The 25371-nt window shown below is 65.9% G+C and carries 22 protein-coding genes and 1 pseudogene; 10 read left to right on the top strand and 13 right to left on the bottom strand.

The features are described 5' to 3' along the window. The 6 genes from ABDV68_RS09290 to ABDV68_RS09265 all read right to left on the bottom strand — a co-directional run. The coding region (locus ABDV68_RS09290; protein WP_343519564.1) for an STN domain-containing protein at positions 1–313 on the bottom strand (313 nt) is incomplete at its 3' end. Between the two features lie 147 nt (positions 314–460). Further along, positions 461–1441, bottom strand: a complete 981-nt coding sequence (locus tag ABDV68_RS09285; protein ID WP_343519563.1) for a FecR domain-containing protein — start codon at positions 1439–1441, stop codon at positions 461–463. Then, positions 1410–1979: an RNA polymerase sigma factor gene (locus ABDV68_RS09280; RefSeq protein WP_343519562.1), complete on the bottom strand. Its 570-nt coding sequence runs from the start codon at positions 1977–1979 to the stop codon at positions 1410–1412. Before ABDV68_RS09280 ends, ABDV68_RS09285 begins: the two co-directional genes overlap by 32 nt. Positions 1980–2129: 150 nt before the next feature. Further along, a complete protein-coding gene (locus tag ABDV68_RS09275) occupies positions 2130–2870 on the bottom strand; it encodes a hypothetical protein (protein WP_343519561.1) in 741 nt (246 codons plus the stop codon). Positions 2871–2882: 12 nt separating this feature from the next. Beyond that, entirely contained in the window at positions 2883–4565 is a 1683-nt protein-coding gene (locus ABDV68_RS09270) for an alpha/beta hydrolase-fold protein (protein ID WP_343519560.1), read from the bottom strand. 67 nt (positions 4566–4632) lie between these two features. Continuing rightward, on the bottom strand, positions 4633–5958 hold the full coding sequence (locus ABDV68_RS09265; protein ID WP_343519558.1) for an amidohydrolase family protein: 1326 nt from the start codon (positions 5956–5958) through the stop codon (positions 4633–4635). Positions 5959–6081: 123 nt separating this feature from the next. On the opposite strand from ABDV68_RS09265, the gene ABDV68_RS09260 reads away from it, so the two are divergent. Beyond that, a complete protein-coding gene (locus ABDV68_RS09260; protein ID WP_343519557.1) occupies positions 6082–7014 on the top strand; it encodes a dihydrodipicolinate synthase family protein in 933 nt (310 codons plus the stop codon). A 7-nt stretch (positions 7015–7021) separates the two neighbouring features. On the opposite strand, the gene ABDV68_RS09255 is transcribed toward ABDV68_RS09260, so the two are convergent. Then, positions 7022–8839, bottom strand: a complete 1818-nt coding sequence (locus tag ABDV68_RS09255) for a DUF885 domain-containing protein (RefSeq protein WP_343519556.1) — start codon at positions 8837–8839, stop codon at positions 7022–7024. Between the two features lie 250 nt (positions 8840–9089). Between ABDV68_RS09255 and ABDV68_RS09250 the strand changes: the two genes are divergently transcribed. Next, entirely contained in the window at positions 9090–10367 is a 1278-nt protein-coding gene (locus tag ABDV68_RS09250) for a hypothetical protein (RefSeq protein ID WP_343519554.1), read from the top strand. Between the two features lie 65 nt (positions 10368–10432). Here the strand turns inward: ABDV68_RS09250 and ABDV68_RS09245 are convergent, their stop codons facing one another. From ABDV68_RS09245 to ABDV68_RS09220, 6 genes are all read right to left on the bottom strand, one after another. After that, entirely contained in the window at positions 10433–11434 is a 1002-nt protein-coding gene (locus ABDV68_RS09245; protein ID WP_343519553.1) for an SMP-30/gluconolactonase/LRE family protein, read from the bottom strand. A gap of 18 nt (positions 11435–11452) precedes the next feature. Beyond that, positions 11453–12799, bottom strand: a complete 1347-nt coding sequence (locus ABDV68_RS09240) for a gluconate:H+ symporter (RefSeq protein ID WP_343519552.1) — start codon at positions 12797–12799, stop codon at positions 11453–11455. Next, complete coding sequence (locus tag ABDV68_RS09235; RefSeq protein ID WP_343519551.1) at positions 12796–13899, bottom strand: Gfo/Idh/MocA family oxidoreductase; 1104 nt, start codon at positions 13897–13899, stop codon at positions 12796–12798. Before ABDV68_RS09235 ends, ABDV68_RS09240 begins: the two co-directional genes overlap by 4 nt. An 87-nt stretch (positions 13900–13986) precedes the next feature. Beyond that, positions 13987–15546 carry an alpha-L-fucosidase gene (locus ABDV68_RS09230; RefSeq protein ID WP_343519550.1) on the bottom strand — a complete coding sequence of 520 codons (1560 nt, stop codon included), beginning with the start codon at positions 15544–15546 and terminating at the stop codon, positions 13987–13989. A gap of 56 nt (positions 15547–15602) precedes the next feature. Then, positions 15603–17423 carry a glycoside hydrolase family 9 protein gene (locus ABDV68_RS09225; protein WP_343519549.1) on the bottom strand — a complete coding sequence of 607 codons (1821 nt, stop codon included), beginning with the start codon at positions 17421–17423 and terminating at the stop codon, positions 15603–15605. 363 nt (positions 17424–17786) lie between these two features. Further along, positions 17787–18995, bottom strand: coding sequence for a Gfo/Idh/MocA family oxidoreductase (locus ABDV68_RS09220; protein ID WP_343519565.1), 1209 nt, complete (start codon positions 18993–18995; stop codon positions 17787–17789). A 121-nt stretch (positions 18996–19116) separates the two neighbouring features. Between ABDV68_RS09220 and ABDV68_RS09215 the strand changes: the two genes are divergently transcribed. The 8 genes and pseudogenes from ABDV68_RS09215 to ABDV68_RS09180 form a co-directional block, all read left to right on the top strand. Beyond that, complete coding sequence (locus ABDV68_RS09215; RefSeq protein ID WP_343519548.1) at positions 19117–19509, top strand: cytochrome c family protein; 393 nt, start codon at positions 19117–19119, stop codon at positions 19507–19509. A gap of 24 nt (positions 19510–19533) precedes the next feature. Beyond that, the gene (locus ABDV68_RS09210; protein ID WP_343519547.1) at positions 19534–20577 is read left to right on the top strand and encodes a sugar phosphate isomerase/epimerase; all 1044 of its coding nucleotides are present in this window, start codon (positions 19534–19536) and stop codon (positions 20575–20577) included. A 45-nt stretch (positions 20578–20622) separates the two neighbouring features. Then, complete coding sequence (locus ABDV68_RS09205; protein ID WP_343519546.1) at positions 20623–21924, top strand: MFS transporter; 1302 nt, start codon at positions 20623–20625, stop codon at positions 21922–21924. A 2-nt stretch (positions 21925–21926) separates the two neighbouring features. Next, positions 21927–22829 (top strand): TIM barrel protein, encoded by a 903-nt coding sequence (locus ABDV68_RS09200; RefSeq protein ID WP_343519545.1) that lies wholly within the window; start codon positions 21927–21929, stop codon positions 22827–22829. A gap of 11 nt (positions 22830–22840) precedes the next feature. Beyond that, positions 22841–23665, top strand: coding sequence for a DUF1080 domain-containing protein (locus ABDV68_RS09195; RefSeq protein ID WP_343519544.1), 825 nt, complete (start codon positions 22841–22843; stop codon positions 23663–23665). Then, positions 23662–24222 (top strand): gluconate 2-dehydrogenase subunit 3 family protein, encoded by a 561-nt coding sequence (locus tag ABDV68_RS09190; protein ID WP_343519543.1) that lies wholly within the window; start codon positions 23662–23664, stop codon positions 24220–24222. Before ABDV68_RS09195 ends, ABDV68_RS09190 begins: the two co-directional genes overlap by 4 nt. Continuing rightward, positions 24219–25058: a sugar phosphate isomerase/epimerase gene (locus tag ABDV68_RS09185; RefSeq protein WP_343519541.1), complete on the top strand. Its 840-nt coding sequence runs from the start codon at positions 24219–24221 to the stop codon at positions 25056–25058. The genes ABDV68_RS09190 and ABDV68_RS09185 overlap by 4 nt, the downstream gene beginning before the upstream one ends. Before the next feature lie 23 nt (positions 25059–25081). Beyond that, a pseudogene (locus ABDV68_RS09180) lies at positions 25082–25371 on the top strand (GMC family oxidoreductase); the annotation flags it as partial.

Here is a 25371-nt window from a genome sequence, read left to right as displayed (position 1 = left end):
GTGCCGCCGGTGCCGCCGCGCGGCGGATCATCACCGCGACGCCCGCGGTCTGCACCACCTCGAGCCCGGTTCCGGCGAACATGCGCCGCAGCGCCTCGACCGCGCTGAAATTGCCCTTGATCGCGTTGGTGCGCACTCCGGCGAGGTCCGCGGCCGGCGCGATCACCTGCAATCCGGACTGCTGCGCGATCATCTGCACCGCATCGCCCGCATCGCTCGCCGGCACCGAATATTGCCGTGCCGCCTGCGCCCAGGCCGGCGTCGCCGCGAGGCAGGCGCCGAGGCCGGCAATCGCCGCTCCCGCCAGAAACATGGCCCGCGCCCCATTCCGCATTTGCCGCTCGCCCATTGGCTGTCTCCCCCTGGTTCGCCGGTCATCCGGCCTCATGGGAAGAGAGGGACGGCTATGCGAAATCCCCCACTCGGGATGCGATTCCTCCGCGCGGCGGCCAATCAGACGCTAGTGCGAGGGGGAGTTTTGCCTGCGCGCGAGGACAAAGGCGTCGGGAGTCTCGCTCACCTCGCCGTTGAACGCAGCCGCCGCCGCATTGGCAAAGGCACGCGAATCGCCGACGCGAAATACCCCGATGAATTCGGCGCGCCCGAGCGAGGAATCGTTGATCACCACTGGCTTGGCGGCGTGGCGATTGACCTCGGCTGCAGCCGCCGCGAGCATCTGGCCGCGGAAGATAAGCTGGCCGCGGCGCCAGGCGAGCTGCCGCTGCACCTCGCTTGGATCAAGCCGTGCGCGGCGCGGGCCGATCGTCGCGGCGACGAACTGTTCGTCGCGGTCGAGCACGAGTTGGCGCGACGTTCCGCGTTCGGCGTCGGTCACCTTCACGCGCCCTTCGGCTACCGTCACCGCGATGTCGCCGTCCGCCGCGCGGCCGACGGTGAAGTCGGTGCCGACTGCGCGCGCCGAGACGTCTCCCGCCTCGACCAGGAACGGCCGCGCCGCATCGTGCGCAACCTTGAACGACGCCTCGCCCCGACGCAGCACGATGCGGCGCTGCCGGTCGGAAAAGCGCACCTGAAGCACCGTGTCGCCATTCACGAACATCGTCGATCCGTCGGCGAGCGCCACCCGGCGCACCTCGCCGCGCGCCGTCTCGATCCGGCCGGGCAGCTGGTCCTCGGCGACGACGCCCATCCCGATCGCGAACAGCATGGACGCGGCGATCGCCATCTTGCGCCACGGCAGCGGCTTGGTCACGCGCACCGGCTCGTTCGTCGTTCCGGCGTCCAGCGCGACCAGCCGATCGACATCGAGCCAGGCGGCCTGCGCCTTCACCCAGGCTCCGAGATTGCGCGTATCGCTCGCCAGCCACTGGTCGAGCGCCTGCTGGTCCTCAGCGGTCAGCGGACCTTCGGAAGAACGGACGACCCAGGCAGCGGCGCGCGACTCGGCGTTATCCGAATCCCCAGAACCTACGCTTGCCACGCTCATCATCCTCCGCGCCCGTCTGAGGCGCCTTCATCGCTTCCATCAACAGCCGCAGCGCCTTCGCCAGGTGCTTTTCGACCGTGCTTTCGGAAATGCCCATACGCTCGGCGATCTCACGTTGCGACAATTCCTCGAGCTTCTTGAGCTGGAACGCCTGGCGGCATTTGGGCGGCAATGTCGCGATCGCGGCGTGCAACCGCGCCAGCTCCTGCTCGCCACTCAGCCGACGAAACGCACCGATCTCTTCATCGACGATGTTCAGCGACTCGAAATCCGCCATCAGCTCGATCGACACGATCCGCGACCGGCGGACATGCTCGCCGACGATATGGCGCGCGGTGACGAACAGATAGGCGCGCGCGCTGACGATCCGATCGATATCGACCGTCCAGATGCGGGCATAGGCCTCCTGCACCACCTCATCGAGCTCGCACGAGGTGAGGCCGCGGATCCGTCCGGCAAGCCAGTGCCGAACGTCGCCCTCGTGCGGAAGCACTTCGCGCGCGAACCAGAGAAGGCGAGCCTGATGGTCCATTCGCACAGAGCATCAGCAAACGGGGCCGCCGTCAAGGTAAAAGCGTCACAGAACGTAAATAATGTCGAAGTAAACTACTGAGCACGCACGAGAATATCGCGCGGGGACTATTCCCCGCTGCGCCCGACTTTAGCGGCCTTCGTGAAGCGCCTATTGCGTGATGCGCTTCACCACCTTGCCGTCCTCGCCCAGAAACTCGATCACCGGCAGGCCGTCGTCACCGACCTTCATCACCAGCCGCGGCCGGCCTTGCTTGTCGGCGAGCCGAACGACGGCCTCCTCCAGCTGCTTGCCGGCGAAGAAGCGCTCGGCGCCGACGCCGCCATTGGCCTTGGCGTACGCCATCATCTCCTCGCGGATCCCGGCCTTGCCCGCCTCGGTCGGCTCACGCGAGGCGCGGTCGCTCATTTCCATCAGCGGCTGGATCGACGCGTCGGGACGATCCCATACGCGGATCCCGGCAACGCGCTTGCGGTCGTTTTCCGAATAGACCATCCCTACGGTCTGGTCCTGCTTGTACTGGTCGAACAGGATCGAGGCGCTGGCCGAATTCTTGCCGTCGACGGTGCGGTTGCCGAAGCCCATGCCGCCGACCTCGTCGCCATTGTCGTTGAAGAACAGCATCCCGCCCTGGCTGCGATTGTGATGCTTGTATTCCTTGCCGTCCATGAACAAGCCCGGAAAGCGCGCCTTGTTGGCGAGCACCAGCCGGTATCTGCCATTGGGCTCGACGATGTTGACGCGGCCGACATTGATCTCGTCGAAGGTCGCGGTGCGCCCCGTCGCCGGCGCCTGGCCCGAGGTGGCCACCGCCCATCCCCCGGGCAGCAGCGCGCCGACGCCGAGCGCGGTGCCGAGCGCCAGCGCCATTCTCCACCGGGATCCCGTCATCGCTCCGTCTCCTCAATAGTTCCAGTCGGCCACCGGCGCGCCGGCCGGGGCATTCTTGCGCACATGCGCGCCCATCTCCTTGATCACGCCGGTCCAGTCGGTGTGGTGCCAATTATGGCCCTTCTTGGGCCGGCCATATTCGAAGCGGATCGGATAGTTCGCGCCGCCGACCTCGCGCACCATTTCCTCGAACTTGTAGACGCCGAGGTTGAGGAAGAATTCGTCCTGCTCGCCGGCGAAGAAGTTGAGCTTGCCTGACAACTTCGGCGCGAGGCGGGCCCAGTTGGTCCGCGCATAATCGGTCAGGTCGAAGCCGTTCTTGCGATAATATTCGGCGACCTCGCGGTCGATCACGCCGGTCAGCGGATCGAACAGCGCGCGCGGATAGCCGTCCTTGTCGGTCGGCCCGTAGGTCGATTGCCAGATCGCGAGCTGATAGTAGCCGCGCCCGCGATCGCCGAGCATCAGCTCGAGCTTGGACAGGTCGCGCATCGACAGGCCCGGAAGCCCCTCGCGCGACCGGCGGAACGGCCGCTCGGCGACCTGCCATTCGCTGACGCGATACTCGAACATGTTCGGCTCGCGATAGATGTCGGCGAGGCCATAGCGCGTGAAGTCGATCGGATCGGGATTGAAGATCCATGCGCCGCCGAACATGTCGGGATAGTGGAGCTGGAGCGCGAGCGTCTCCCACCCGCCGGTCGACGCGCCCTCGACGATCCGGCCATAGGGCTGGTCGATCAGCCGGAACTTCTTCTCCAGATAGGGCATCAGCTCCTTGGTGATGGCGTCGCCCCACGGACCGTTATTGGCCGAGTTGAGGACGTAGGATTCGAAGAAATAGGGGCTGTACTGCTCCAGCGTGATCGCGACGAAGCGCGGCATGCCGTCGCCGTTCCAGTCCTGGTAGAACTGGTACCCGGTCTCGAGCGCGGCGTCGGCGGCGCGCTCGCGCGCCCGCGGCGTGTCGGTGGACGCATCGGTGGTGAAGCCGAACGGGATGTCGCCATGGCTCAGCGCATAGACCGCCGGGTAGCGCGCGTTCGGATTTGCGTCGAACCCCTTGGGCAGCAGCACCGTCGCGCCGATCGTCATCGGCATTCCCCAGAAGTCCGACAGCACCTTGCTCCTGATGCGGACATGCTTGAGCCAGGGCGTCTCGACGGGCGCCGCGGGCGGCGGGATCGTCTCGGTCAGCGCCAGCGCGATCGGCGCGCTCGCCACGGGCGAGATGCGGACCTTGGCAACCTTGCTGAACAGGTTGCCGCCGCTGAGATAGGCGGGCACGCGCGCCTGGTTGGGGGCGGGCACCCACAGGGTATGGCCGTCCGATCGCTTGGTCCGGACATAGCGGATCAGCACGGCCTGGACGTTGTATTCGCCGGGCGGCAGGCGCTTGAGGTCGATCGGATAGCCGACCGAATCCTGCCCGACCGTGACGCTCGCGCCCGGCTTCATCGCCTCGACGTTGATCGCGAACGAGGGCGGCCCGAGCATGCCGATCGCCGAGCGCGGCTCGGCGACATCGGTGCCGGCGGCGACCACGATCAGCCGCCCCGTCACGGGTTCCTTGCTGTCCGCAGGAAGCTGAACCGAGAAGCTGAGCTGCGCGGCGGCGGGAAGCGCCATCGCGATCGCGATCCACGCGGCGACGGCACGCAGCGCACCGCGAATTGTCGAGCCCAAACCGGTCACGCAAATCCCCCTCTCAAACCTGTCCCTGACTAGGAGGATGGACGTGCCGGCCATTTCCCCCAGTCGTTCAGCCCGTTTTCCGCATCACGATCCGGCCGCGCTGCATCACCAGCACGGGCGCGCGCGTCGCCGTGATGTCCGCGACCGGGTTGCCCGCAACCGCGACGATATCGGCGTCCTTGCCGGTCTCGATCGTTCCGACGCGTTCGGCGATGCCGAGCAGCCGCGCCGCGTCGCGCGTGCCCGCGACCAGTGCGGCGGCCGGACGCATGCCGTAGCGGGCGAGCAGCACCATCTCGGTGGCGTTCTTGCCATGCCCCTTGTCGACGACGCTCATGTCCGTCCCGGCGGCGATCGGCACGCCGATGCGGATTGCCGCGCGCAGCATGTCGTGATGCGCCTTGGACGCGACCCGCGCCTTCTCGGCGATGTTGGGCGGGTAGTTTCCGCTGTGCGTCTCGACCCAGTCGATCGCGGTGCAGGTCGGCACCAGGAAGACGCCCCTCGCCTTCATCAGCTTGAGCGTCGCCTCGCTGAGGAAGCTGCCATGCTCGATCGAGTCGACGCCGGCCTCGATCGCGATCCGGGCGGCGGTATCGCCATGCGCATGCGCGGCGACCTTGCGGCCCCAATTATGCGCCTCTTCGACGGCTGCCGTGATCTCCTCGCGCGTCAGCTGCGGGACGTCGACCGGGTCCCAGGACAGCACTCCGCCGGACACGCAGATCTTGATCGCGTCGGCGCCGTTGTTCATCTGGTGGCGCACCGCCTCGCGGCATTCGGCGCCGCCCGAGCAGACGCCGTCGATCGCTGTCTTGGGCGCGACGCGTTCCGCTGGAAACGGCGGCTGGTCGCAGCTCCCGCCGCGCGCCGTGATCGGGTTGCCCGAGGCGAGGATCCGCGGCCCGGGGGTCAAGCCGGCGTTGATCGCGTTGCGCAGCCCGATATCGATGAAGTAGCGCGCGCCGACGTGGCGCACCGTGGTGAAGCCGGCCTCCAGCGTCAGCCGCGCATTGGCGCCGGCGTAGAAGGCCTGCTCGCTTTGCGTGCGCATCATCTGCTTGAAGACGTGCCGGTAATAATCGGCATCGGATTCGAGCGTCAGGTGCGAATGCGCGTCGATGAAGCCTGGCAGCAACGTCGCATCGCCAAGATCGATGACCTCGGTCCCCGCCGGAATCTCCGCGCTTGCGCCGATGCCGGCGATGCGGCCGTCGCGCACCAGAATGACCGCATCATCGCGCAGCCGCTCGCTGGTCGCGTCGAACAATCGCGCCGCTTTGAGCGCGATCAGCCCCTCGCCGGCAGGAGGCACGCCGCGTTGCGGCGCGGCCGAGCATAGCGCCAGCGCAGCCAGCGCCGCTCCGAATCTGCCGATCCGCTTCCACCCCATTTCGCGCCTCCTCCCCGGAACGACGGTCGGCACCTCGATTTCCGCCAGTCGGCATGGGGGATCGTCGTCCTTCGCACGTCGTAGCGTGAAGGGCCTGAGCGAATCCAGAGACGGAGGCAACCCATGACCAAGATGCGGATCGAGGGCTCGTTCGTGGCGACCGTGACGCCGTTCGATGCGACCGGCGCCGTCGACTATGGCGCGTTCCGCACGCTGATCCGGCACCTTGGCGACCACGGCACCCGCGCGGTCCTGTTCATGGGATCGACCGGCGAGCCGACCCTGCTCAGCCCGGAGGAGAAGAAGCGGCTGATCGTCGAGACGACGAAGCTGCGTCCGGCCGACATGCTGTTCTTCTATGGTTGCAGCGGCGCGACGACCGACCAGGTGATCGACAATGTCCGCTTTGCCGCGGCCAGCGGCGCCGACGGCGCGATCATCGCGCCGCCGCCCTATATCTGCGCGCCGGAGAGCGACATCGTCGAATTCTACCTCGAGGTGGCGGATGCGACCGACCTGCCGCTCGGCGTCTACAACAACCCGCCGCGGGTGAAGACCGACCTCGACTGGACGCAGCTGCTCCGCCTGTTCGCGCACCCCAACATCGTCGTGCACAAGGAGTCGACGGCGCGGGTCGGACAGGTGGGCCGCATCCTCGCCGCGCGTCCGGACGTATCGGTGATGTGCTGCGATTCACCCAATCTCGGCCTGGTCGTGCCGACCATGGCACTGGGCGGGCACGGCACCGCCAACATGACCGGCAATCTCGCTCCGGCGGAGATGGCCACGCTTTCCACGCCATGGCGGAGCGAGGGCGACGCCGCGCGTTTTCGCGAGCGATATCTCGCGCTGCTTCCGCTGATGCATTTCAACTATTCGGCGATCAATCCGGTCGCGGTGAAATCCCTGATGCGGGCATGCGGGCTCCCGGTCGGCAGCCTGCGCAAGCCGCTTCGCGGACTCGACCCCGCCGCACTTGCGGCGGGCATCCAGGCAATCCGCGACTTGGGGCTGGACAAGCGCTACGGCTACGACCTTCGCGTCCCCGCAGTTTAGGCCGTGATCAGCCACGCTTTGCCGCGATATACCGGTCGACCTGTTCCTCGAGGACATCGAGCGGCAACGCGCCTTGGCTCAGGACGGCTTCGTGGAAATCGCGAATGTCGAAGCGTGCGCCAAGCGCCTTCTCCGCCCGCGCACGGAGCGCAGCGATGCGAAGCTGCCCGACCATGTAGCTCGTCGCCTGTCCCGGCCAGTTGAAATAGCGGTCGACCTCGCGCGCGATGTCCGTGTCGGAGACCGAGCTGTTCGCCCGGAAATAGGCAATCGACTGATCACGCGTCCAGCGCTTGGAATGAATGCCGGTATCGAGGACCAGCCGGATCGCCCGCCATACCTGGAGCGAGAGCATGCCGAACCGCGCATAGGGGTCCTTGTACACGCCCATCTCATTGGCCAAGCGCTCGGAATACAGGCCCCACCCCTCCATATACACGCCGTATCCGCCGAACTTGCGGAACTTGGGGATGCCGGTGAGCTCCTGCTGACGCGCGATCTGGAAATGGTGGCCGGGCGCGCCCTCATGCGCGGCAATGCCGGCGACCTGGACCTTCTGCGTCTGGTTCATGTCGACGAGGTTGACATAGTAGATGCCGGGACGCGTGCCATCGGCCGAAGGCGGGTTGTAGAATGCGGTCGAGGCCGTTCCCTCGCGCCATTTCTCGACCGCGCGCACTTCCAGCGCTGCCTTGGGCAGCACATGGAAATAGCGCGGCGCCGCCGCCATCGCCGACGCGATCACGGCGCGCGCATCGCGCAGATAGGCCTCGCGTCCGGCGTCCGTGTTGGCGTATTTGAACTTGGGGTCGGTGCGGATGTGGTCGAAGAACCGCTCGAGCGTACCCTCGAAGCCGACTTCGCGCTTGATCGCCTCCATCTCCCGCCGGATCGCCGCGACCTGCGCCACGCCGAGCTGGTGGATCTGATCCGCGGTGAGGCTGGTGGTGGTCGAAGCCTTGAGCCGGTCCGCATAATAGGCGGCGCCGTCGGGGAGGCTCCACGCACCGAAATTGCCTTTGGACTTGGGCTCGATCTCGTCGAGCGCCGCGATCAGCACGTCATAGCCGGCGCGGAACGGACCTGTGAGCGCCGCGCGCGCCTCGCCGAGCAATGCTTCCTTCGTGGCGGCCGGCGCGTCCAGCGCCGTGACCTTCTTGGTAAAGTCGGCCATGAGCGTCGAGTCCGGGCCGCTGTCGAAGGGCGCGCCCGTGATCACCTTGCGCGCGTCGGCGCGCGCCGGTGCGAAGTTGACCTTGTTGGGCACGATCCCCGCGGCCGCCTGCCGCCGCATCGTCGCTGCGACCTCGCGCATCACGCGTTCGGTATCGCGCAAGCGTGCGACATAGGCCTTGGCGTCCGCGACGCTGTCGACCTTGTGATTGTTGATCAGCAGAACCGGGATCGCGCCGGCGGGGCTGCCATTGGTCGAGACCGGAAAGCGCAGCTGGCGGAACCGGAACGCCTCGCGGCCCCGTTCGACTTCATATTCGAACAGACGGAAGCTGACGCGCGCGCTTTCACCCAGTTGCTCGGGCCTGAAGCGCGCGCGCATTTCCCTGAGCTGCCGCTCGGCGAGTTCGCGCTCGCGCACCGCGGCCGCATCGGTGTAGTCATCCAGCCGGTCATAGCTGGTCTTGAATCCCAGCTGCGTCTGCGCTTCGGGGCTCAGCTGGATCTGCGCATCGAATGCTTGGTCGAGAAACTGCAGCAACGCCGCATCCTGCGTCTGCGCTTGCTCGACCGCGACCGATGCCGGTTCCAACGTGTTCGCCTGAACGAGCGGCAAGGCAAGCAGCAGCGCAATGGCACGACGCATCGTCATCTCCTATCGACGCACGCTTCTTGCCCGCTATCCGGCCTAAAGCAATCACGTTCCCGCGCTCGATCGGAACGGATCCACGCCGTGGCGCGGTGTCTTGGCTACGAGTAGCCATGCGACTCTCCCGGCGTGAAGCATCGGCCCCGGTCGACATCATATCATCATATGATTCGTTGACTGCGTGAGCAACGCCGATAGTTGTTGCCGTTGACCGCCGATCGCACGCCATCGGCGCGGAGCCGAAGGACGCGCGATGAAGATTACGGCGGGGCGTTTCATCGGTTCCGCGGTGGCTGCGGCCGCCATGGTCTGGGCAGCCCCCTCCCCCGCGCAGCTCGATGGAAATTCGGATGAAGCGCGCGTCCCCGCCTATACCTTGCCCGACTTGCTGGTCATGACCGGCGGTCGGCACGTGCGCGACGCGCAGGACTGGCGCAAGCGGCGCGCCGAGCTGATCGAATTGTTCGAAGCGAACATCTACGGCGTCGCGCCGCAGGCGCTGCGACGACAACGTTATGTCGTCGACGAGCAGGACCAGGCGGCGCTGGGCGGCCTTGCGGTGCGGCGTCAGGTGACGATCCTGCTCGACGGCCGCCGCGAGGGACCGCAGATGCGCGTCCTGCTCTACCTGCCGGCCCATACACGCGGGCGCGTCCCGGTATTCGTCGGACCCAATTTCCACGGCAATCAGGCGGTTCATCCCGACCCGGCGATCCACATCACGCCCAGCTGGGTCGTTCCCGCCACCGGCATCCGCAAGGGCAGTGCGACCCTGCATTCGCGCGGCATCGACGCGTCGGAATGGCCGGTCGAGGCGATCCTGAAAGCGGGCTACGGCGTGGCCACCTATTTCACCGGCGATCTTTACCCCGACAGGGAAGGCGCGGTCGCGGAGAGCATCCACCCCTGGTTCCGCACCAGCCCCTCCGATCCGCAGCGCTGGGGCGCGATCGCCACCTGGGCCTGGGGCCTCAGCAGGGTGTATGATTATCTCGCCACCGATCGCGCCGTGGATCGCGATCGGGTAATCGTGTTCGGCCATTCCCGCTACGGCAAGGCGGCGTTATGGGCCGGCGCGCACGACGAACGGTTCGCCATGGTGATCGCGAACGGTTCCGGCGAAGGCGGCGCCGCGCTCTACCGCCGCGCGTTCGGCGAGACGATCCGTGTGATGAACAATTATTGGTTCGCGCCGCAGTTCAAGACCTATGCCGAGCGTGAGAACGAACTGCCCGTCGATGCGCATGCGCTGATCGCGCTGGTCGCGCCGCGTCCGGTCTACATTGCCAGCGCGACCGAGGACTGGTGGGCCGATCCGAAAGGCGAGTTCCTCGCCGCGAAGGGCGCCGATCCCGTCTATCGCCTGCTCGGCGCGGGCGGGCTCGATGCGCAGACGATGCCGCCTCCGGGCCAGCCCGCCCTGTCCCGGATCGGCTACCATGTCCGCGCCGGCCCGCATGCCTTGACCGCAAGCGACTGGAGCCATTTCATCGCCTTTGCCGATCGATGGCTCAAGCCGTCGCGCCGCTAGCTGTCGGGCTGGCCGTCGCTATTGGCCTGACGCGGCCAAGTCCCGAAATCGCCTCCGCGCCCCTCCTAGGCGCGAAGTCGCACCCGCGCGACCATGTCGGACGAGGTCATGAACAGCGACCGGCCGTTCTCGCCAAAGCAACAATTGGCGATCGCCTTTCCCGTCGCGATCAGACCGAGCCTGCGGCCTTGGGGCGAGAGGATGTGGATTCCGCCGGGGGACGTCGCGAAGACATGACCGCTCGGCGACACCTTCAACCCATCTGGCAGGCCCGGCAACTTTCTCGCGACCTCCGCCGAGAAGTCGGCGAACGGCACCGGATCGCCCACCGCCGAGCCGTCCGGGGCGAGGGGGCATGCAAAGATGCGCGGATCGGCTGGATCCGAATTGCTGACGTAAAGCCGATCCTCTGCCGGCGAAAGGGCGATGCCGTTGGGGCGCGTCAGGCGGCGTTCGACCAAGGCAAGGCCACTTCCGTCGGAACGCATGCGGTAGACGCCATTGAACCCCAGTTCCTTGAGCGGCGAAGCGTCGCCTGCGCTCAGGCCATAGGGCGGGTCGGTGAAGTAGATCGTGCCGCCGCGTGCGATCGCAACGTCGTTGCAGCTGTTGAATCGGCGCCCCCGATAGCTGTCGGCGAGGATCGTCTTGCGCCTCGTCGCAAGCTCTACCCGGGCGATCGCGCGAGTACCCGAATCCGCCATGAGCAGCGTGTCCCGCCCATCGAGGGTTAGGCCGTTCGCACCAGCCTCTCGTATACCGGCGGGAATTGGCCCGGAGAGCCCGGAGGGATCGAGGAAGGGTCGCGCCCCCTCCCCCGCCTTCCAGCGATAGACGATATTGGCAGGCACGTCGGAGAAAAGGAGATACTTCCCCCGCTCCACCCACACGGGTCCCTCGGCCCAGCGGAAACCGACGGCTATCACCTCGATGGGGCTCGCCACATCGATCAACTCGTCAAGCTCGGGATCGAAGCGTGTGATGCTCCCGACCGTCTCACCCGGCGCCGCACGGGGCGCGAACGGCAACGCGGCCAAGCCCGCCAGCAGCTCTCGACGCATCATCATTGCCGTCCCGTTCCTCCGTCAGGTGAAGGGCCAAAGCAGTAGCGTCATCGCGAAAATGGTCACCCCCGCGATGGTCGAACCCAGCGTCCAGCTCTTGAAGGTCTGCGCCTCGCTGAGCCCGAGATACTGCTTTACCAGCCAGAAGCCGGTGTCGTTGACATGGCTGGCCACGGTGGCCCCGGCACCGATCGCCACCGTCACCAGCGCGATCCGACCGGACGATAGCGCCGCAGCAGCGATCAGCGGCGAGGCGAGCCCGGCGGCAGTAACCATCGCCACGGTCGCCGATCCCTGGGCGATCCGCACGAACGCGGCGAGCAGGAAGGCAAAGACCAGCACCGAAACCTGCGCGGCGGCGACCGCCGCGGCGACCTGCTGTCCCGCGCCGCTCTCGATCAACACCTCCTTGTAGGCCGCGCCGGCGCCGACCACGAGTACCATCAGTCCAGCAGGTTCGAGCGCGCGGGTCATGATGCGGGAGATCACCGGCGGCGGTGCGTCGACATGAAAGCGCAGCCAGGCCGCGACCGCGAGCACCGCCAGGATCAGCGCGGTGAAGGGATGGCCGACGAACAGCAGCAGTTCCCTCACCGGTCCCGGCGCGAACGCCTGCCCCGCGACCGCGGCGAGCAGGATCAGTCCCAACGGCAGGAGCATCGCCGCCAAGGCGGGCCAGAAGCCGATCGGATCGGTCTGCGGCGCGCCTTCGTCGAGCATCGCCGGCGGCTGGGTATCGCCCCACCCCGGCGCCCCGTGCATCAGCCGCGCAAAGACCGGTCCTGCAAGGATCGCGGCGGGTATTCCGCAGATCAGGCCGTAAAAGGCGAGCAGCCCATAGTCGGCGTGAAGCAGCTCTGCCACCGCGACCGGGCCGGGATGCGGGGGCAGCAGCGCGTGCATCGTTGCAAGGCCGGCGAGCAGCGGCAGGGCGAAGAAGGTCACGCGCCGCTGCAAACGCATCGCCAGTGTAGCGAGGAGCGGCGCGAGGATGATGAAGGCGACGTCGAAGAACAGCGGCACGCCGACGATGATACCGATCGCAGTCAACGCCGCTGGAACGCGGCGCTCGCCGAAGATGTCGAGCAGCCGGTGCGCGATCGCGCTGACGCCGCCCGACGCCTCGAGCAATCCGCCGAGCACGGCGCCCAGTCCGATCACCACCGCGACGAAGCCGAGCGCCTCGCCCGTCCCCTTGCGCACCGCGGCGATCACCGCTTGCGGATCCTCACCGAAAGCGAGACCCGTGCACAGCGCCACCAGCAGCAGCGCGACGAAAGGCTGGAGCTTCACCCTCAGCACCAGCACGATCACCGCAGCGATGCTGAGTGCGACGATCAGAAGCGTGTGCCAGGGCTGGGCGATCATGCGAGCTTGATCACGCGGCGCTCGCGCGCGGATCGGTAGATCGCCTCGATCAGTTGCAGGTCCTTGAGGCCTTCCTCGCCCGAGGCGCGCAACGGGATGCCGGTCAGCACGCTTTCCGCCAGATGGTCGAGCTGGGCGACGAACTGGTCCTTGCCGGGTGGCGGCAGCGTGACCTCGCTGGTCTGGGCGTCGCGGCGAGTCCACATCCGGTGTCCGGCATAGGATGTGGCCGGGTCCATCCCCACCCACCCCTTGGTCCCGGTGACGCGAAAGGCGTTGTGGCCCGAGCTGTAGCTCGACACGCAATTGGCGATCGCCCCCGATGGGAAACGCATCTGCCAATCGATGCGGTCCTCGACCGTGGCGAACCGGGGATCGTTGCGGTCGGTCGATTCCATCGCGCTGACCTCCAGCGGCTCCTCTCCCGCCAGATAGCGCGCGGCGTTGAGGCTGTAGATGCCGATGTCCATCAGCGACCCGCCGCCCGACAGGGCGTGGTCGAGACGCCATTGACGAGGCTGGATATGGAAGCCGTGTTCCGAGGTGATCAGCGTCGGCCGGCCGACAAAGCCCGACTTCACCAGCTCGATCGCGCGAAGATTGTGGGGCTCGAACTGGCTGCGGTAACCGATCATCAGCTTCCGCCGCGCCGCCCGGGCCGCCGCGATCATGGCCTCGCACTCGGCGGCGGAGACCGCCATCGGCTTTTCGCAAAGGACATGTTTGCCTGCCTGGCTGGCGCGGATCGCGTATTCGGCATGCATGCTGTTGGGCAGCACGACATAGACCAGGTCGATGTCGGGATTGTCGCGAATCCGATCGTAGCGGCGATAATCGTACCAGTGCGTGCGCGGGATACCGTATTGCGCGCCGAACTTCTCGAGTTTCGCCGGGGTCCCGCTGACCAGCGCCCTGAGTTCGGCGAACTCGCATTGCGCGAGGCGCGGCATGATCTGCTGGGTCGCGTAGCTGCCGAGGCCCACCACCGCATAACCGAGCTTGCGTTTGGCCCGGGCCCATAAAGGCATATTGCCCATTGCGCCGACGGCAAGGCCCGCACCGATACTGCCCAGCATCCCTCGGCGTGCGATGATACCCATTTTCCTCTCCGTCTGAGATCCGCCGCAGCCTCGCCTGGATGAGGCGCGAACATTGGGCCGAACGGAAATCTGACCTCCTCCGTCAGCCTAGATCAGGCCGCGCCCACGAACTCGCACCACCGGAATAACGGCCTTATCCAGCGGCGGCGGCAGCGTCAGCCGCAGCGCGCCGGCTTCACGCCGGTATTCGAGCTTGGGTCCGCCAAGAAGGTCCACATGCTCGATCCGCGCGTCGGGCAGCGCCTCGCCCCCAAGCGAGCGGATCGCGCTGTCCCCACGAGGCCAGTCGAGCAGAATCGCGTAGAGCGCGCGCCCTTTGGCCACGAAGCGGATATCCTGCGCGGTATAGTCGCTGGATTCGGTAAAGGCGCCCGCCTTGGCGTTGGTCGGCCCCTCGCCGAAGACTTTCCATGGACGGGTCCCGTGGATCGCTTCGGAGTTGACCTTCATCCAGGCGGTAAGTCCGGCCAGTAGCTCCTCCGACTGTGGCGGCAGGCTCCCGTCGGGATATTGCACCACGTTGAGCAGCAAATTGCCATTCTTCGATACGATGTCAGCAAGCATGCTGATCACGTCCTTGGCCGTCTTGAAGCGATCATTCCGGTTGAAGAACCAGTCGCCGTTCGATGTGTCGGTCTGCCAGGGCAGAGGGTTGATTCCCTCCAGCGCTCCGCGCTCGACGTCCTGCACACCGGCTTTGGGAAGGAATTCCCCCGGCCCGTGTTTGTGCGCATAAACCGCTTCCAGCTTTCCGGAGCGGGCGATGCTGGCGTTGTACAGATGCGCAACCATGGTCCGGCCGACCTCACCGAACGGGATGCCGCCGTCCGAATAGAGCAGGTCGGGCTGATAGCTGTCGACCAGGTCGCGGATACGTTCGAACCAGCGGCGATGGAAGTTCGGGTTCCTCGTGTACCAGGTGTCTGCGTGCCCTCGGTACGGTTCGTCCCGATTATCGTGATACAGATCGGCATAACGCGGATCGGCGCCGTCATAGTCGGCGTCCATCTTTCCCCAGAACTGGTCGAAGAGATGATTGGGATACCACCAGCAATAGCTGGCCCCCAGGTGCTCGGACACGCCGAAACGCAACCCGTGACGCTTTGCCGCCGCCTTCCATGCCCCGACGATGTCGCGCTTCGGGCCCATTGCAGCGGCGTTCCAGCGGTGGTGCCTGGAATTCCACAGGTCGAAATTGTCGTGATGGACGCCCATCGACACAAAATATCTGGCGCCTGCGGCGGCATATCTGGCCATCAGCGCTTCCGGATCGAAGCGCTCCGCCTTCCATAGTGGGATGATATCCTTGTACCCGAACTTGGATGGGTGACCGTAGTTCTTCACATGATAATCGTAATGCGGGTGCCCGGGTGCGTAGAGATAGCGCGCATACCAGTCGCCCTGGCCCGGCACGGCCTGCGGCCCCCAGTGCGACCAGATCCCGAACTTGGCGTCGCGGAACCAGTCGGGCACCTGGTACGCCTCGAGCGAGGCAATGCTCGAATTGAACGGGCCGGGAGTGGCGTCGAGTGCGGCGAGCCGCGCTCCAAAGGCCCCGCCGCCGCCTTTTGCCTGTGCTCCCGCCGACAGGCCCAAGGCGGCGACCAGTGGCGCCAAAAGAACCTCTCGCTTGCTAAAGTCAGCCATTCTCTATCCCCACCCAATATGGTCGTTGGATTCCGGGCGCCGCCAGCGGCGAACGTTCACCGCATGCGCGAGAGCATGCGGATGTAATTCACCTGATAGCCGTTGGAGTTCTCGGAGATCGGCCATGAATTGAGCGGCCAACCGTCGTTGAAATCCTTGTACGATTTTTGAGGGGGTTGGCCATAAGGCGGGCTGGGCCGCTGGCTCCCGCACAGCGGGCTGATCCCCGGGCAGCGCGAGTCCCAGTCATATTGCGTGGCATTCGGCCCGCCCACCAGAATGCCGGGTGCCGGGCCATAGGTCGAGGCCTTGGCATCGTCCCATTTCGCCGATCCGTCCGTGAACCAGGCGTGGAAGATCTGGTTGGTCGAGTTGGTCGCGCCCAGGCTGTACATATTGGTGAGATACACCTTGCCGAACGGGTTCACGCCGTGAAGGTAATGAACATAGCCGGCGGCAGCGCGCATCACTTCCGCTTCGCTGCGGCTGCCGATCCCGAACCGGCGGAGGTCGAGATAGAGACTGCCCTCGACGCTCTTCACCGAATTGCTGCCCCAGATATAGTCCGGGATGAAGGCCATGTACGGGTCGGCCTTGCCGGTCACCTTGCCCCAGAACCATTCCGATTCCATGCCATTGCCATAAGCGTTCCTGATCGCTGTGACGGTGGCAGGCATGGCGCCGGGCAGGCCGGCGTAATAGAGAAGCGCCAGTTGCATCCCTCCCTCGTAGGGCGAGACATAATTGTTCCAGCGGATCAGGTTCGCCTGGGCGTAATTGTTCTCGACGAAGTCGCGATAGACCGCCTTGCCGGTCAGGTCGTAAAGATAGACGGCCGCGATCAGCCTGGCCGTGAATCGCCCCCTGTCGTCGGTTTCCTGCTGACCCGCACCCAGCCCTTCCGACCCGTTGGCGGAATCATTGTTGCGGAAGGTGACGTTGGGATTGGCCACGGCCCAGTTCCACGCATTCTCGGCACGCGCTCGCAACGTCGGGGCATAAGCGGAATGCGCCGCGAAACCGCCGAGCACCTTCGCGCCCAGGGCATAGGCCGAAGCTGCGTTGAGGGTGGCCGAGGTGCTGGCCGGACCGTAATAGCTCGGCCCGGTGGCGGCCGAGGGCGGGCTCGCATGACTGAGGCCCACGATCGAGAGCACCGATCCGTCGGGCTGCTGCATCCGGCCGAGCCAGTCGAGGCCCCATTTGGCCTCGTCGATGATGTCGGGGACGCCGTTGCCGGATTCCGGGATGTTGTAATCGTCGGTCCAGACCGGCTGATTGCCGAGATAGGACTGGAGCAGGTCGACGGCATAGCCGGCGGTCCAACTCGTATATTTATTGAAATCCCCCGCGTCATACCAGCCGCCCGAAACGTCCCGCTCGGTCGAGACATCGTTCTTGGCGCTGTACAGGCGCGCGTTCCGGTCCTGGCCCGGGCCAAGATGCGATGCGGCATCGGCCCAGCCGGCGCCGGCGTTCGCCACCGTCTTCTCCTGCCCCGCGCGCTGATAGAAAAAGGCGCGCACCGCGGCCTTAAGAACCGGAGCATAGACATCGGCGCCGATCCTGAAGCGCGGTGAAACCTCCCGGCGCTGCTGGTCGCGAATGAAATACTCCCCGTTCGCCGTGACGCTGCTGAACTCGAAGTGCCAGACCTTGTCGCCGGTCGAGCTGTCCTCCGCGCCGTTGTTCCAGGCCATTGGCGATCCCGAATAGACGACGGCGTTCGTGACAGCGTTGACAACCTCGTAACTTGTACTGGGCATCTGGGCGTCGCTGGAGTCGAAGCCGGTTTGTGGATCACGGATCACCGCGATTTTTTGATGGCCGGGAAGATAGCCGAACTGATCGACGACGATCGCGGGTCCGAGCAGCATCGTGGATGGCGTTGGCGTCGAAGTCGATGTGGGGGTGGGCGTTGGCCCCTGGACGGCCGGGCCTCCGCTGCTTCCACCGCCACTGCATGCCGAGAGGCTCAATGACAGGACACCGGCCCCCACGGTCAGGGAGAGGATTTGGCGTTCGAATCGAATCCGGCCGTACTTCGGCTTCATGCAATCCCCTCCAGGTTCGGACCGATGAGCAAGGCTCTCGCCGCCCTCGTCCTTTTCGCGCTCCGCTCAGGAAGGGCTCGCGCAGCACGCGAATCCCAACACCAGCGTCGCATCTATTGAGATGGTAGCGCTATCATATCTATCTTCGAGTTAGCAAGAGTTGAGACAGTTACGCCGCTTGCCAAATCACCCTTGAATCCTTCCCGGCGATTGTGCGCGCCGCCGCGCGTCGGCAACGCCGGCGAGCGAAGTCCACTTCGCCATGCCAGCGCTGTTCTCGATCATCGCTTCGATGAAGGTCATCGTGCGAAGGCCGTCTTGAATACCGGGAAACCAGTCGACAGTGCCCGCCGCCGGTGTCTTCGCCCCAGCACGCAGCGCTCGACCGAAGCTTCCATATAGGTTGGCGAAAGCCTCGACATAGCCCTCTGGATGGCCCGCCGGCGTGCGCAGCCGCGCCGTCGTCAGGGCATCGAGGCCGGGCCCGCCGGCGCGGACGATCTCGGCCGGGCGATCGAGCCAGCGTAGGATAAGCGTGTTCGGCTCCATCTGCGACCATTCCAGCCCACCCTTCTCGCCATAGATCCGCAAGCGCAACCCGTTCTCCTCGCCCGCGGCGACCTGAGTCGCCTTGAGCACGCCGCGCCCGCCGCCCTCAAAGCGGAGAAGCGCCGCCACATCATCGTCAAGGCGCCGGCCGGGCACGTGCGTGGCGAGATCCGCACTGACTGCTTCGACGGCCAAGCCGGAGACATGCTCGGCGAGGTGGAAGGCATGGGTACCGATGTCGCCGAGACAGCCGCCTAGCCCTGCGCGCGCGGGGTCGGTGCGCCACTCGGCCTGCTTCTGGCCGTCGCGGTCGATCGGCAGGCTCAGCCACCCCTGCCAATATTCGGCCTGGACTAGCCGGATTACGCCGAAGTCGCCGCGCGCCACACGCACACGCGCCTCTTCCACCAGCGGATAGCCGCTATAAGTGAAAGTCAGGCCGTACAGCTTGCCGCTGCGGGCCACGGCCGCCTCGATCGCCAGGGCCTCGTCAAGGTTCAACGCCATCGGCTTTTCCGACATGACATGAAAGCCGCTATCGAGCGCGGCGACGGCGGCGGGCGCGTGAAGGTGATTCGGGGTGACGATCGCCAGAACCTCCATCCGCTGGTCCGCTGGCAATGCCGATTCGCCCGCGAGCATCGCCTGCAGCGTCGGATAGACGCGCGCCGAATCGAGACCGAGCGCGGCGGCGCTTCGCAGGTTGCGGTCCGAATCGCTGCTAAAGGCCCCGCTCACCAACGTGAAATCGCCGTCGAGCGCGGCGGCCATGCGATGCACCGCGCCGATGAAGGCGCCCTCCCCGCCTCCGACCATCCCGTAGCGAATTCCTTGGGGTTTGCTCATCGTCATCGAATATGCTCCTGTCGCCGTCGAATCTGGCGTTGCTTTTTGTCTGAGAAATAGTTGCGCGACGCGCTTCTATCGGTCAAGGTAGCGCTACCAGTCGACAAGACCGGAGAGGATAATGAAGTCGCTGATCGTGTTTCTGCCTGTCACGGCGGTACTGTCCATATTTGCGCTGACAGCGCTGCCATCGGAGGCTGCGGGCCCAGTGTCCAGCCAGGGCGCAAGTGTCTTTGCCGCCTGCCGCGCCTGTCACACGGTCCAAGCGGGCGGAAAGAGCGTCATGGGTCCCAATCTCAATGGCCTGTTCGGCCGCAAGGCGGGATCGGTCGCCGGGTTCAATTACAGCCCGGCACTCAAAGCGTCCAAGATCGTCTGGGACGCGAAAACCCTCGACCAGTATCTCGCTGCGCCGACGCAGAGGGTGCCGGGCACTCGCATGGTGATCAAGGTAGCGGATCCGGTAAAACGCGCGGCGCTGATCGCCTATCTCAAGGCCGAAACGTCGAAATAAGCTTCCAAGCAAAAGGAGAGCGGCATGAAGGGTCCCGCGGTCTTTCTGGCGCAGTTCATGAGCGATTCGGCGCCGTTCGATACCTTGGCGTCGGCCGCGCGCTGGATGGCCGACGCCGGATATGTCGGGGTCCAGATTCCGACCTGGGACAGTCGTTGCATCGACTTGAGCCGCGCCGCCGAAAGCCAGGACTATTGCGACGAACTCGCCGGCACCTGCCGCGAGGCGGGCGTGGAGATCACGGAGCTCTCGACGCATCTGCAAGGTCAACTCGTCGCGGTGCACCCGGCCTATGACGTCGCTTTCGATGGGTTCGCGCCGGAAGCGCTGCGCGGCAAGCCCGCCGAGCGTCAGGCCTGGGCGGTCGAGCAGCTTCACTTGGCCGCCAAGGCGAGCCGGCGCCTGGGCCTCAACGCGCATGCCACCTTCTCGGGCGCGCTCGCCTGGCCCTATCTCTATCCCTGGCCACAGCGTCCTGCCGGACTGGTCGAGGAAGCATTCGGCGAGCTGGCGAAGCGCTGGCGGCCGATCCTCGACGCGTTCGAGGAGCAGGGCGTGGATGTCGCGTACGAGATCCATCCCGGTGAAGACCTCCACGACGGCGTCACCTTCGAGCGGTTCCTGGAGGGCGTCGACAACCATCCCCGCGCCAACATCCTCTACGATCCCAGCCACTATGTGCTGCAGGCGCTCGACTATCTGTCGTTCATTGACATCTATCACGAACGGATCCGTATGTTCCACGTCAAGGATGCCGAGCTTAATCCGACCGGGCGCTCGGGGGTCTATGGCGGCTTCCAGAACTGGGTCGACCGTCCCGGCCGCTTCCGCTCCTTGGGCGACGGCCAGGTCGATTTCGGCGGGATTTTCTCGAAGTTGACGCAGTACGGTTATGCCGGCTGGGCGGTACTCGAATGGGAATGCTGCCTCAAGCACCCGGAAGACGGTGCGCGCGAAGGCGCGCCGTTCATCGCGGCACATATGATCCGGCGGGGCGACAAGGCATTCGACGATTTCGCTGGCGGCAGCGACCCAGGACTCAACCGCAAGCTGCTGGGGCTGAGCTGACAGCCGCATGAGCGGCATAGAACGACAAGGGGAGGAAGCCGGGCAATGGCCACAACATTGAATAAAGGGCGGCTATTCTGGCTGAGCGTGCTGGCGCTGTTCACAGCGGCAGCGGGTCTTGCCATCCGCGGCGCGATCGCGAGCGGGCTCAAGGCCGAGTGGATCGACCCGATCGCGCCGCTGCAGGCGGGCGAGCTGCTTGCCGCGGCGCTGGGCGCGGCGTTTCTGAGCTTCGCGATCACGCTGTTCATTGCGAGCGCGTTTCTCGACCAAATCGGCATGAAGCGCTGCCTGCTTGGCGCAGGCCTGTGCTTCTTCTTCGGTCCCTTGCTGATCGTCACCGCGGGCAATCTCGCGACCGGCATGACCGTCTACACGATCGTCTGGTTCGGCATGCTGCTCAGCGGCGTCGCGTGGGGGCTGACGGAGGCGGCGATCAATCCGCTGACCGCGCAGCTCTACCCCGAGGACACCACCCACCGGCTCAATGTCCTGCACGCCTGGTTCCCCGGAGGGATCATCGTCGGCGGGCTCATCGGCTTCTTGTTCTCGGCGGCTTTGCCGTGGCAGGGAATCCTGGCGCTGGTGATGATACCGGCAGTGGCCACGATCGTGATCGCCGCGACCACCACGTTCCCGCCGCCGCTGCGCGCCGAGAACGGCGTCAGCTTCAGCGAGATGATCATCGAAGTGTTCCGCCGCCCCAGCTTCTTCATCTGGTTCGGCGCGATGTTCCTGACCGCGGCATCGGAGCTCGCGCCGGGGCAGTGGATCGACGTGGCGTTGTCCAACCGCGTCGGCATGCGCGGCATCCTGCTGCTCGTCTATGTCAATGCGCTGATGTTCGTGTTCCGCCATTTCGCAGGCCGGTTGGCGAGCAAGATATCCAATCCCGGGTTGCTCTGGGTCTCGAGCCTGCTCGCGGCGATCGGGTTGTTCATGCTCAGCCAGGCCCAGTCGCCGGCGGCGGCAATCCTGGCCTCGACGATCTGGGGGCTGGGCGTCTGCGTGATGTGGCCGACGATGCTCGCCTCGGTCGCCGAACGCTATCCGCGCGGCGGATCCTGGGCGATGGGCCTGGTCGGATCGGCGGGAGCGCTTTCGAGCTTCTTCGTGCTGCCACTGCTGGGCGCGATGTTCGATCGGGCCAAGATCGAGTTCGCGGGCGGTCCCGAGGCGTTTGCCCGGCTGACGGGCGCCGCAAAGCTGGCGGTGGAGGACGCCGCGGCGTCGGTATCGTTCCAGCGGCTGGCGATCCTGCCGATTATCCTGCTGGCGGCGTTCGGTTTCATCTGGCTGCGCGAACGCGGCAAGTCGCGCGCGGCACTCGCGGGAGAGGCGGCGTGAGGGTGTCCAGGCGATCGGTGCTGGCCGCAAGCGCCGCCGGCGCAGCTGCGGTCACGGCGGCGGGCGCGGCGGGCCCATCGAACGCGGCGCGTTTCTCGCTCGGCTATGCGCCGCATGAAGGCAGCTTCAAGAGCCGCGGCAACCGGCTCGAGCAGATCGCCTACGCCGCCGACCAAGGCTTCACCGCCTGGGAGGATAATGAGGCGGCGGGCCGTCCGCTCGAAGAGCAGGTCGCGATGGCGCGCGCGCTTCAGCAGCGCGGCATGACGATGGGCGTCTTCGTCGCCGGCATGCCCAGATGGGGAGAGATGCGTCCCCTGCTGGGCGGCGACGACCAGGCCGACCGCGAGCGATTCCTAGCCGATATCCGGGCGTCGGTCGATGTCGCCAAGCGGCTCAGCGCCAAGTGGATGACGGTCGTCCCCGGTTTCCTCGACCGCAGGGTGCCGATTGAGATCCAGACCGGCCGGATCATCGACACGATGCGTCGCGCGGCCGAAATCATGGAACCCCACGGCCTGGTCATGGTGATGGAGCCGCTGAACACGATCGCCAACCATCCGGGCGTGTTCCTGCAGACCATTCCGCAGGGTTTCGCGGTGGCCAAGGGCGCGAACAGCCCCGCCGTGAAGGTGCTGGCCGACCTCTATCACGAGCAGATCCAGGCCGGGAACCTGATCAAGACGATGGAAACCTGCTGGGACGAGATCGGCTATATCCAGTTCGGCGACAATCCGGGACGCAAGGAGCCGGGCACCGGCGAGATCAACTATCGCAATATCGTCCGCTGGCTGCGCGCCAAGCAGTTCGCGGGCGTGATCGGCATGGAGCACGGCAACTCGATCGAAGGCCGTGCCGGCGAGGAGCGGCTCGTCGCCGCTTATCGCGAGATCGACGCGGCATGAAGGAGAAGCGAGTGAAGCGTATCGCATGGGCCGCAGCCGTCGCGGTAGCGGCAGTGGGGAGTTCCGCGCCGGCACAGGAGAAGCCCGGCTTTCGCGACACGCCGATGCTACCCGGCGGCAAGTGGCGCGTGCACGATCCCGATCGGCCCTATCCGGCGGCGGTGACGCCGGGCGCGGTACCCGGCGCGCCGCCCTCGGACGCGGTGGTGCTGTTCGACGGCACGTCGCTCGACGCGTGGCAGCCCCAGGCGACGCCCTGGATCGTGAAGGACGGCGCGGTCGTCTCCGCCCCGCGCTCGCAAGGCCAGGGCGAGAACGCGCTGGTGAGCAAGGAAAGCTTCGGCGACGTCCAACTCCATCTCGAGTTCCGCTCGCCCAATCCGCCCGAGAAGAACTCGCAGGATCGCGGCAACAGCGGCATCTGGTTCATGCAGCGCTACGAGATCCAGATCCTCGACGGCTATAACAACCCAACCTATGCCGACGGCACCGTCGGCGCGATCTACGGGTGGAAGCCGCCGCTGGTAAACCCGTCGCGCCCGCCGGGCGAGTGGCAGAGCTACGAGGTGATCTTCGAGCGGCCACGCTTCGCGCCCGACGGCAAGCTGCTGCGTCCCGCCTATATCACCGCGTTCCTCAACGGCGTGCTGGTACAGAACCGCCAGCCCTGGCTGGGCGGTACCGTGTGGCGGCAGATCGGCAAGTACGAGGCGCATGACGACGCCGCGCCGATCCAGCTCCAGGACCATAATTCACCGGTCTCTTTCCGTAACATCTGGGTGCGCCGCCTGCCCGAAGCAGCGGCGAGCCACGATTTCGAAGGTACAGTCAAATGATTATCGATCGAAGGGACGCACTGGCCGGAATCGCCACGATGTTCGGCGCCGCGCTGTTCGCACCGATCGCCCGCGCCGCGGGGGCGCAGGCGACGCCGATCAGCGATGGGCCGCCGAGCGCACCGGTGTTCACCGCTGAACAACGCGCGCTGGTGACCGCGCTCAGCGAGCGGGTGATGCCGACCACCGACACGCCCGGTGCGATCGCCGCCGAGGTGCCCGCCTTTATCGAGAAGCTGCTCGCCGATTGGGCGATGGCCGAGGATCGCAAGCCGATCCTCGCCGGTCTCGACGCGATCGAGGCACGTTCGCAGGCTGACTACAAGATCGCCGCGGCCAATGCGACGCCCGAGCAACAGGACGCGCTGCTGACGCTGGCGCTGGAGAACAAGCTGCCTGGCGGCTGGGACTTTTTCGACAAGTTCCGGCAGTTGGTTATCACCGGCTATTTCACATCCGAGATCGGCATCACCCAGGAGCGCGAATATCTGCCCGTCCCGGGCCGCTATGACGGCGCCTATCCCTATTCCCAGGTCAATAAGGTATTCTCGTCATGACGGTCAGCCGACGGCAATGGATGGCGGGCGGCGCCGCGCTCGCGACGGCGCTGGCGGCCAGCCCGTTGTTCGCCCGGAGCGGCAAGACCCGACCGATCGGCCTCCAGCTCTACACGGTGCGCGAGCTTTTCTCGAAGGACCCGATGGGCACGCTCGAGAGGGTGGCCCGGATCGGCTATCGCGAAGTCGAGTTCGGCGGCGGCGGCTACGACAGGATGGACCATGCCGCGCTGCGCAAGACGATGGACCGGCTCGGGCTGAAATCCCCTTCGCTGCACATCGGTCATGAGGCGCTGGGCGCGGATTTCGAAGGCGCGGTGAGGATGGCAAAAACGCTGGGCGCCGACACCGTCGTCGTGCCCTATATGGCCGAAGCGTATCGCAACGCGGCCGCTTGGAAGACGGCGGTGGCCGATTTCAACCGCCACGCCGAGCGACTGAAGAAGTCCGGACTCGGCTTCGCCTATCACAACCATGATTTCGAGTTCACGGTGAAGCCGGATGGCCGCAGCCTGTTCGACACCCTGGTCGCGGAAGGCGATCCGGCGCTCGTCAAGATCGAGCTCGACTTGTTCTGGACGGTCGCCGCGGGCGAGGATCCCAAGGCGCTCATCGCCCGCCTGCCGGGCCGCATCTATGCCTATCACGTCAAGGATCGCGCCGCCGACGGCAAGATGACCAGCGTGGGCAAGGGCACGATCGATTTCGCCGACATCTTCACGCTCAACCGCACGGCGGGGGTGAAGCATTTCTACGTCGAGAACGACCAGGCCCCCGCGCCTTACCTGCCCGACATCCAGGCCAGCTTTGCGGCACTGAGCAGGCTTGACGCGTAACCGGATATTCGAGGATCAGAACAATGGCAGCATATGATGCGATCGTCATCGGCTCGGGCGTGAGCGGCGGATGGGCGGCAAAGGAATTGACCGAAAAGGGCCTCAAGGTCCTCATGCTCGACCGCGGTGTTATGGTCGAGCATGGCGATTATGAATATGACGGCAAGGCGCCGTTCGAGATCCCGGCGCGAGACATGATGCCGAAGCGGCTGATCGAGAGCGATTATTTCATCGCCAAGAACGGCTATGTCTCGCCAAGCAGCCAGAAGCATTACAACAATGACCGGCTCAATCCCTATGCCTATGGCGAAGG

The organism is Sphingomonas sp., assembly GCF_039595165.1.
In the GTDB taxonomy this organism is placed as follows: domain Bacteria; phylum Pseudomonadota; class Alphaproteobacteria; order Sphingomonadales; family Sphingomonadaceae; genus Sphingomonas.
Note: the sequence above shows the minus strand (reverse complement) of the source record. Positions and strands in the feature narration are given on the sequence as shown.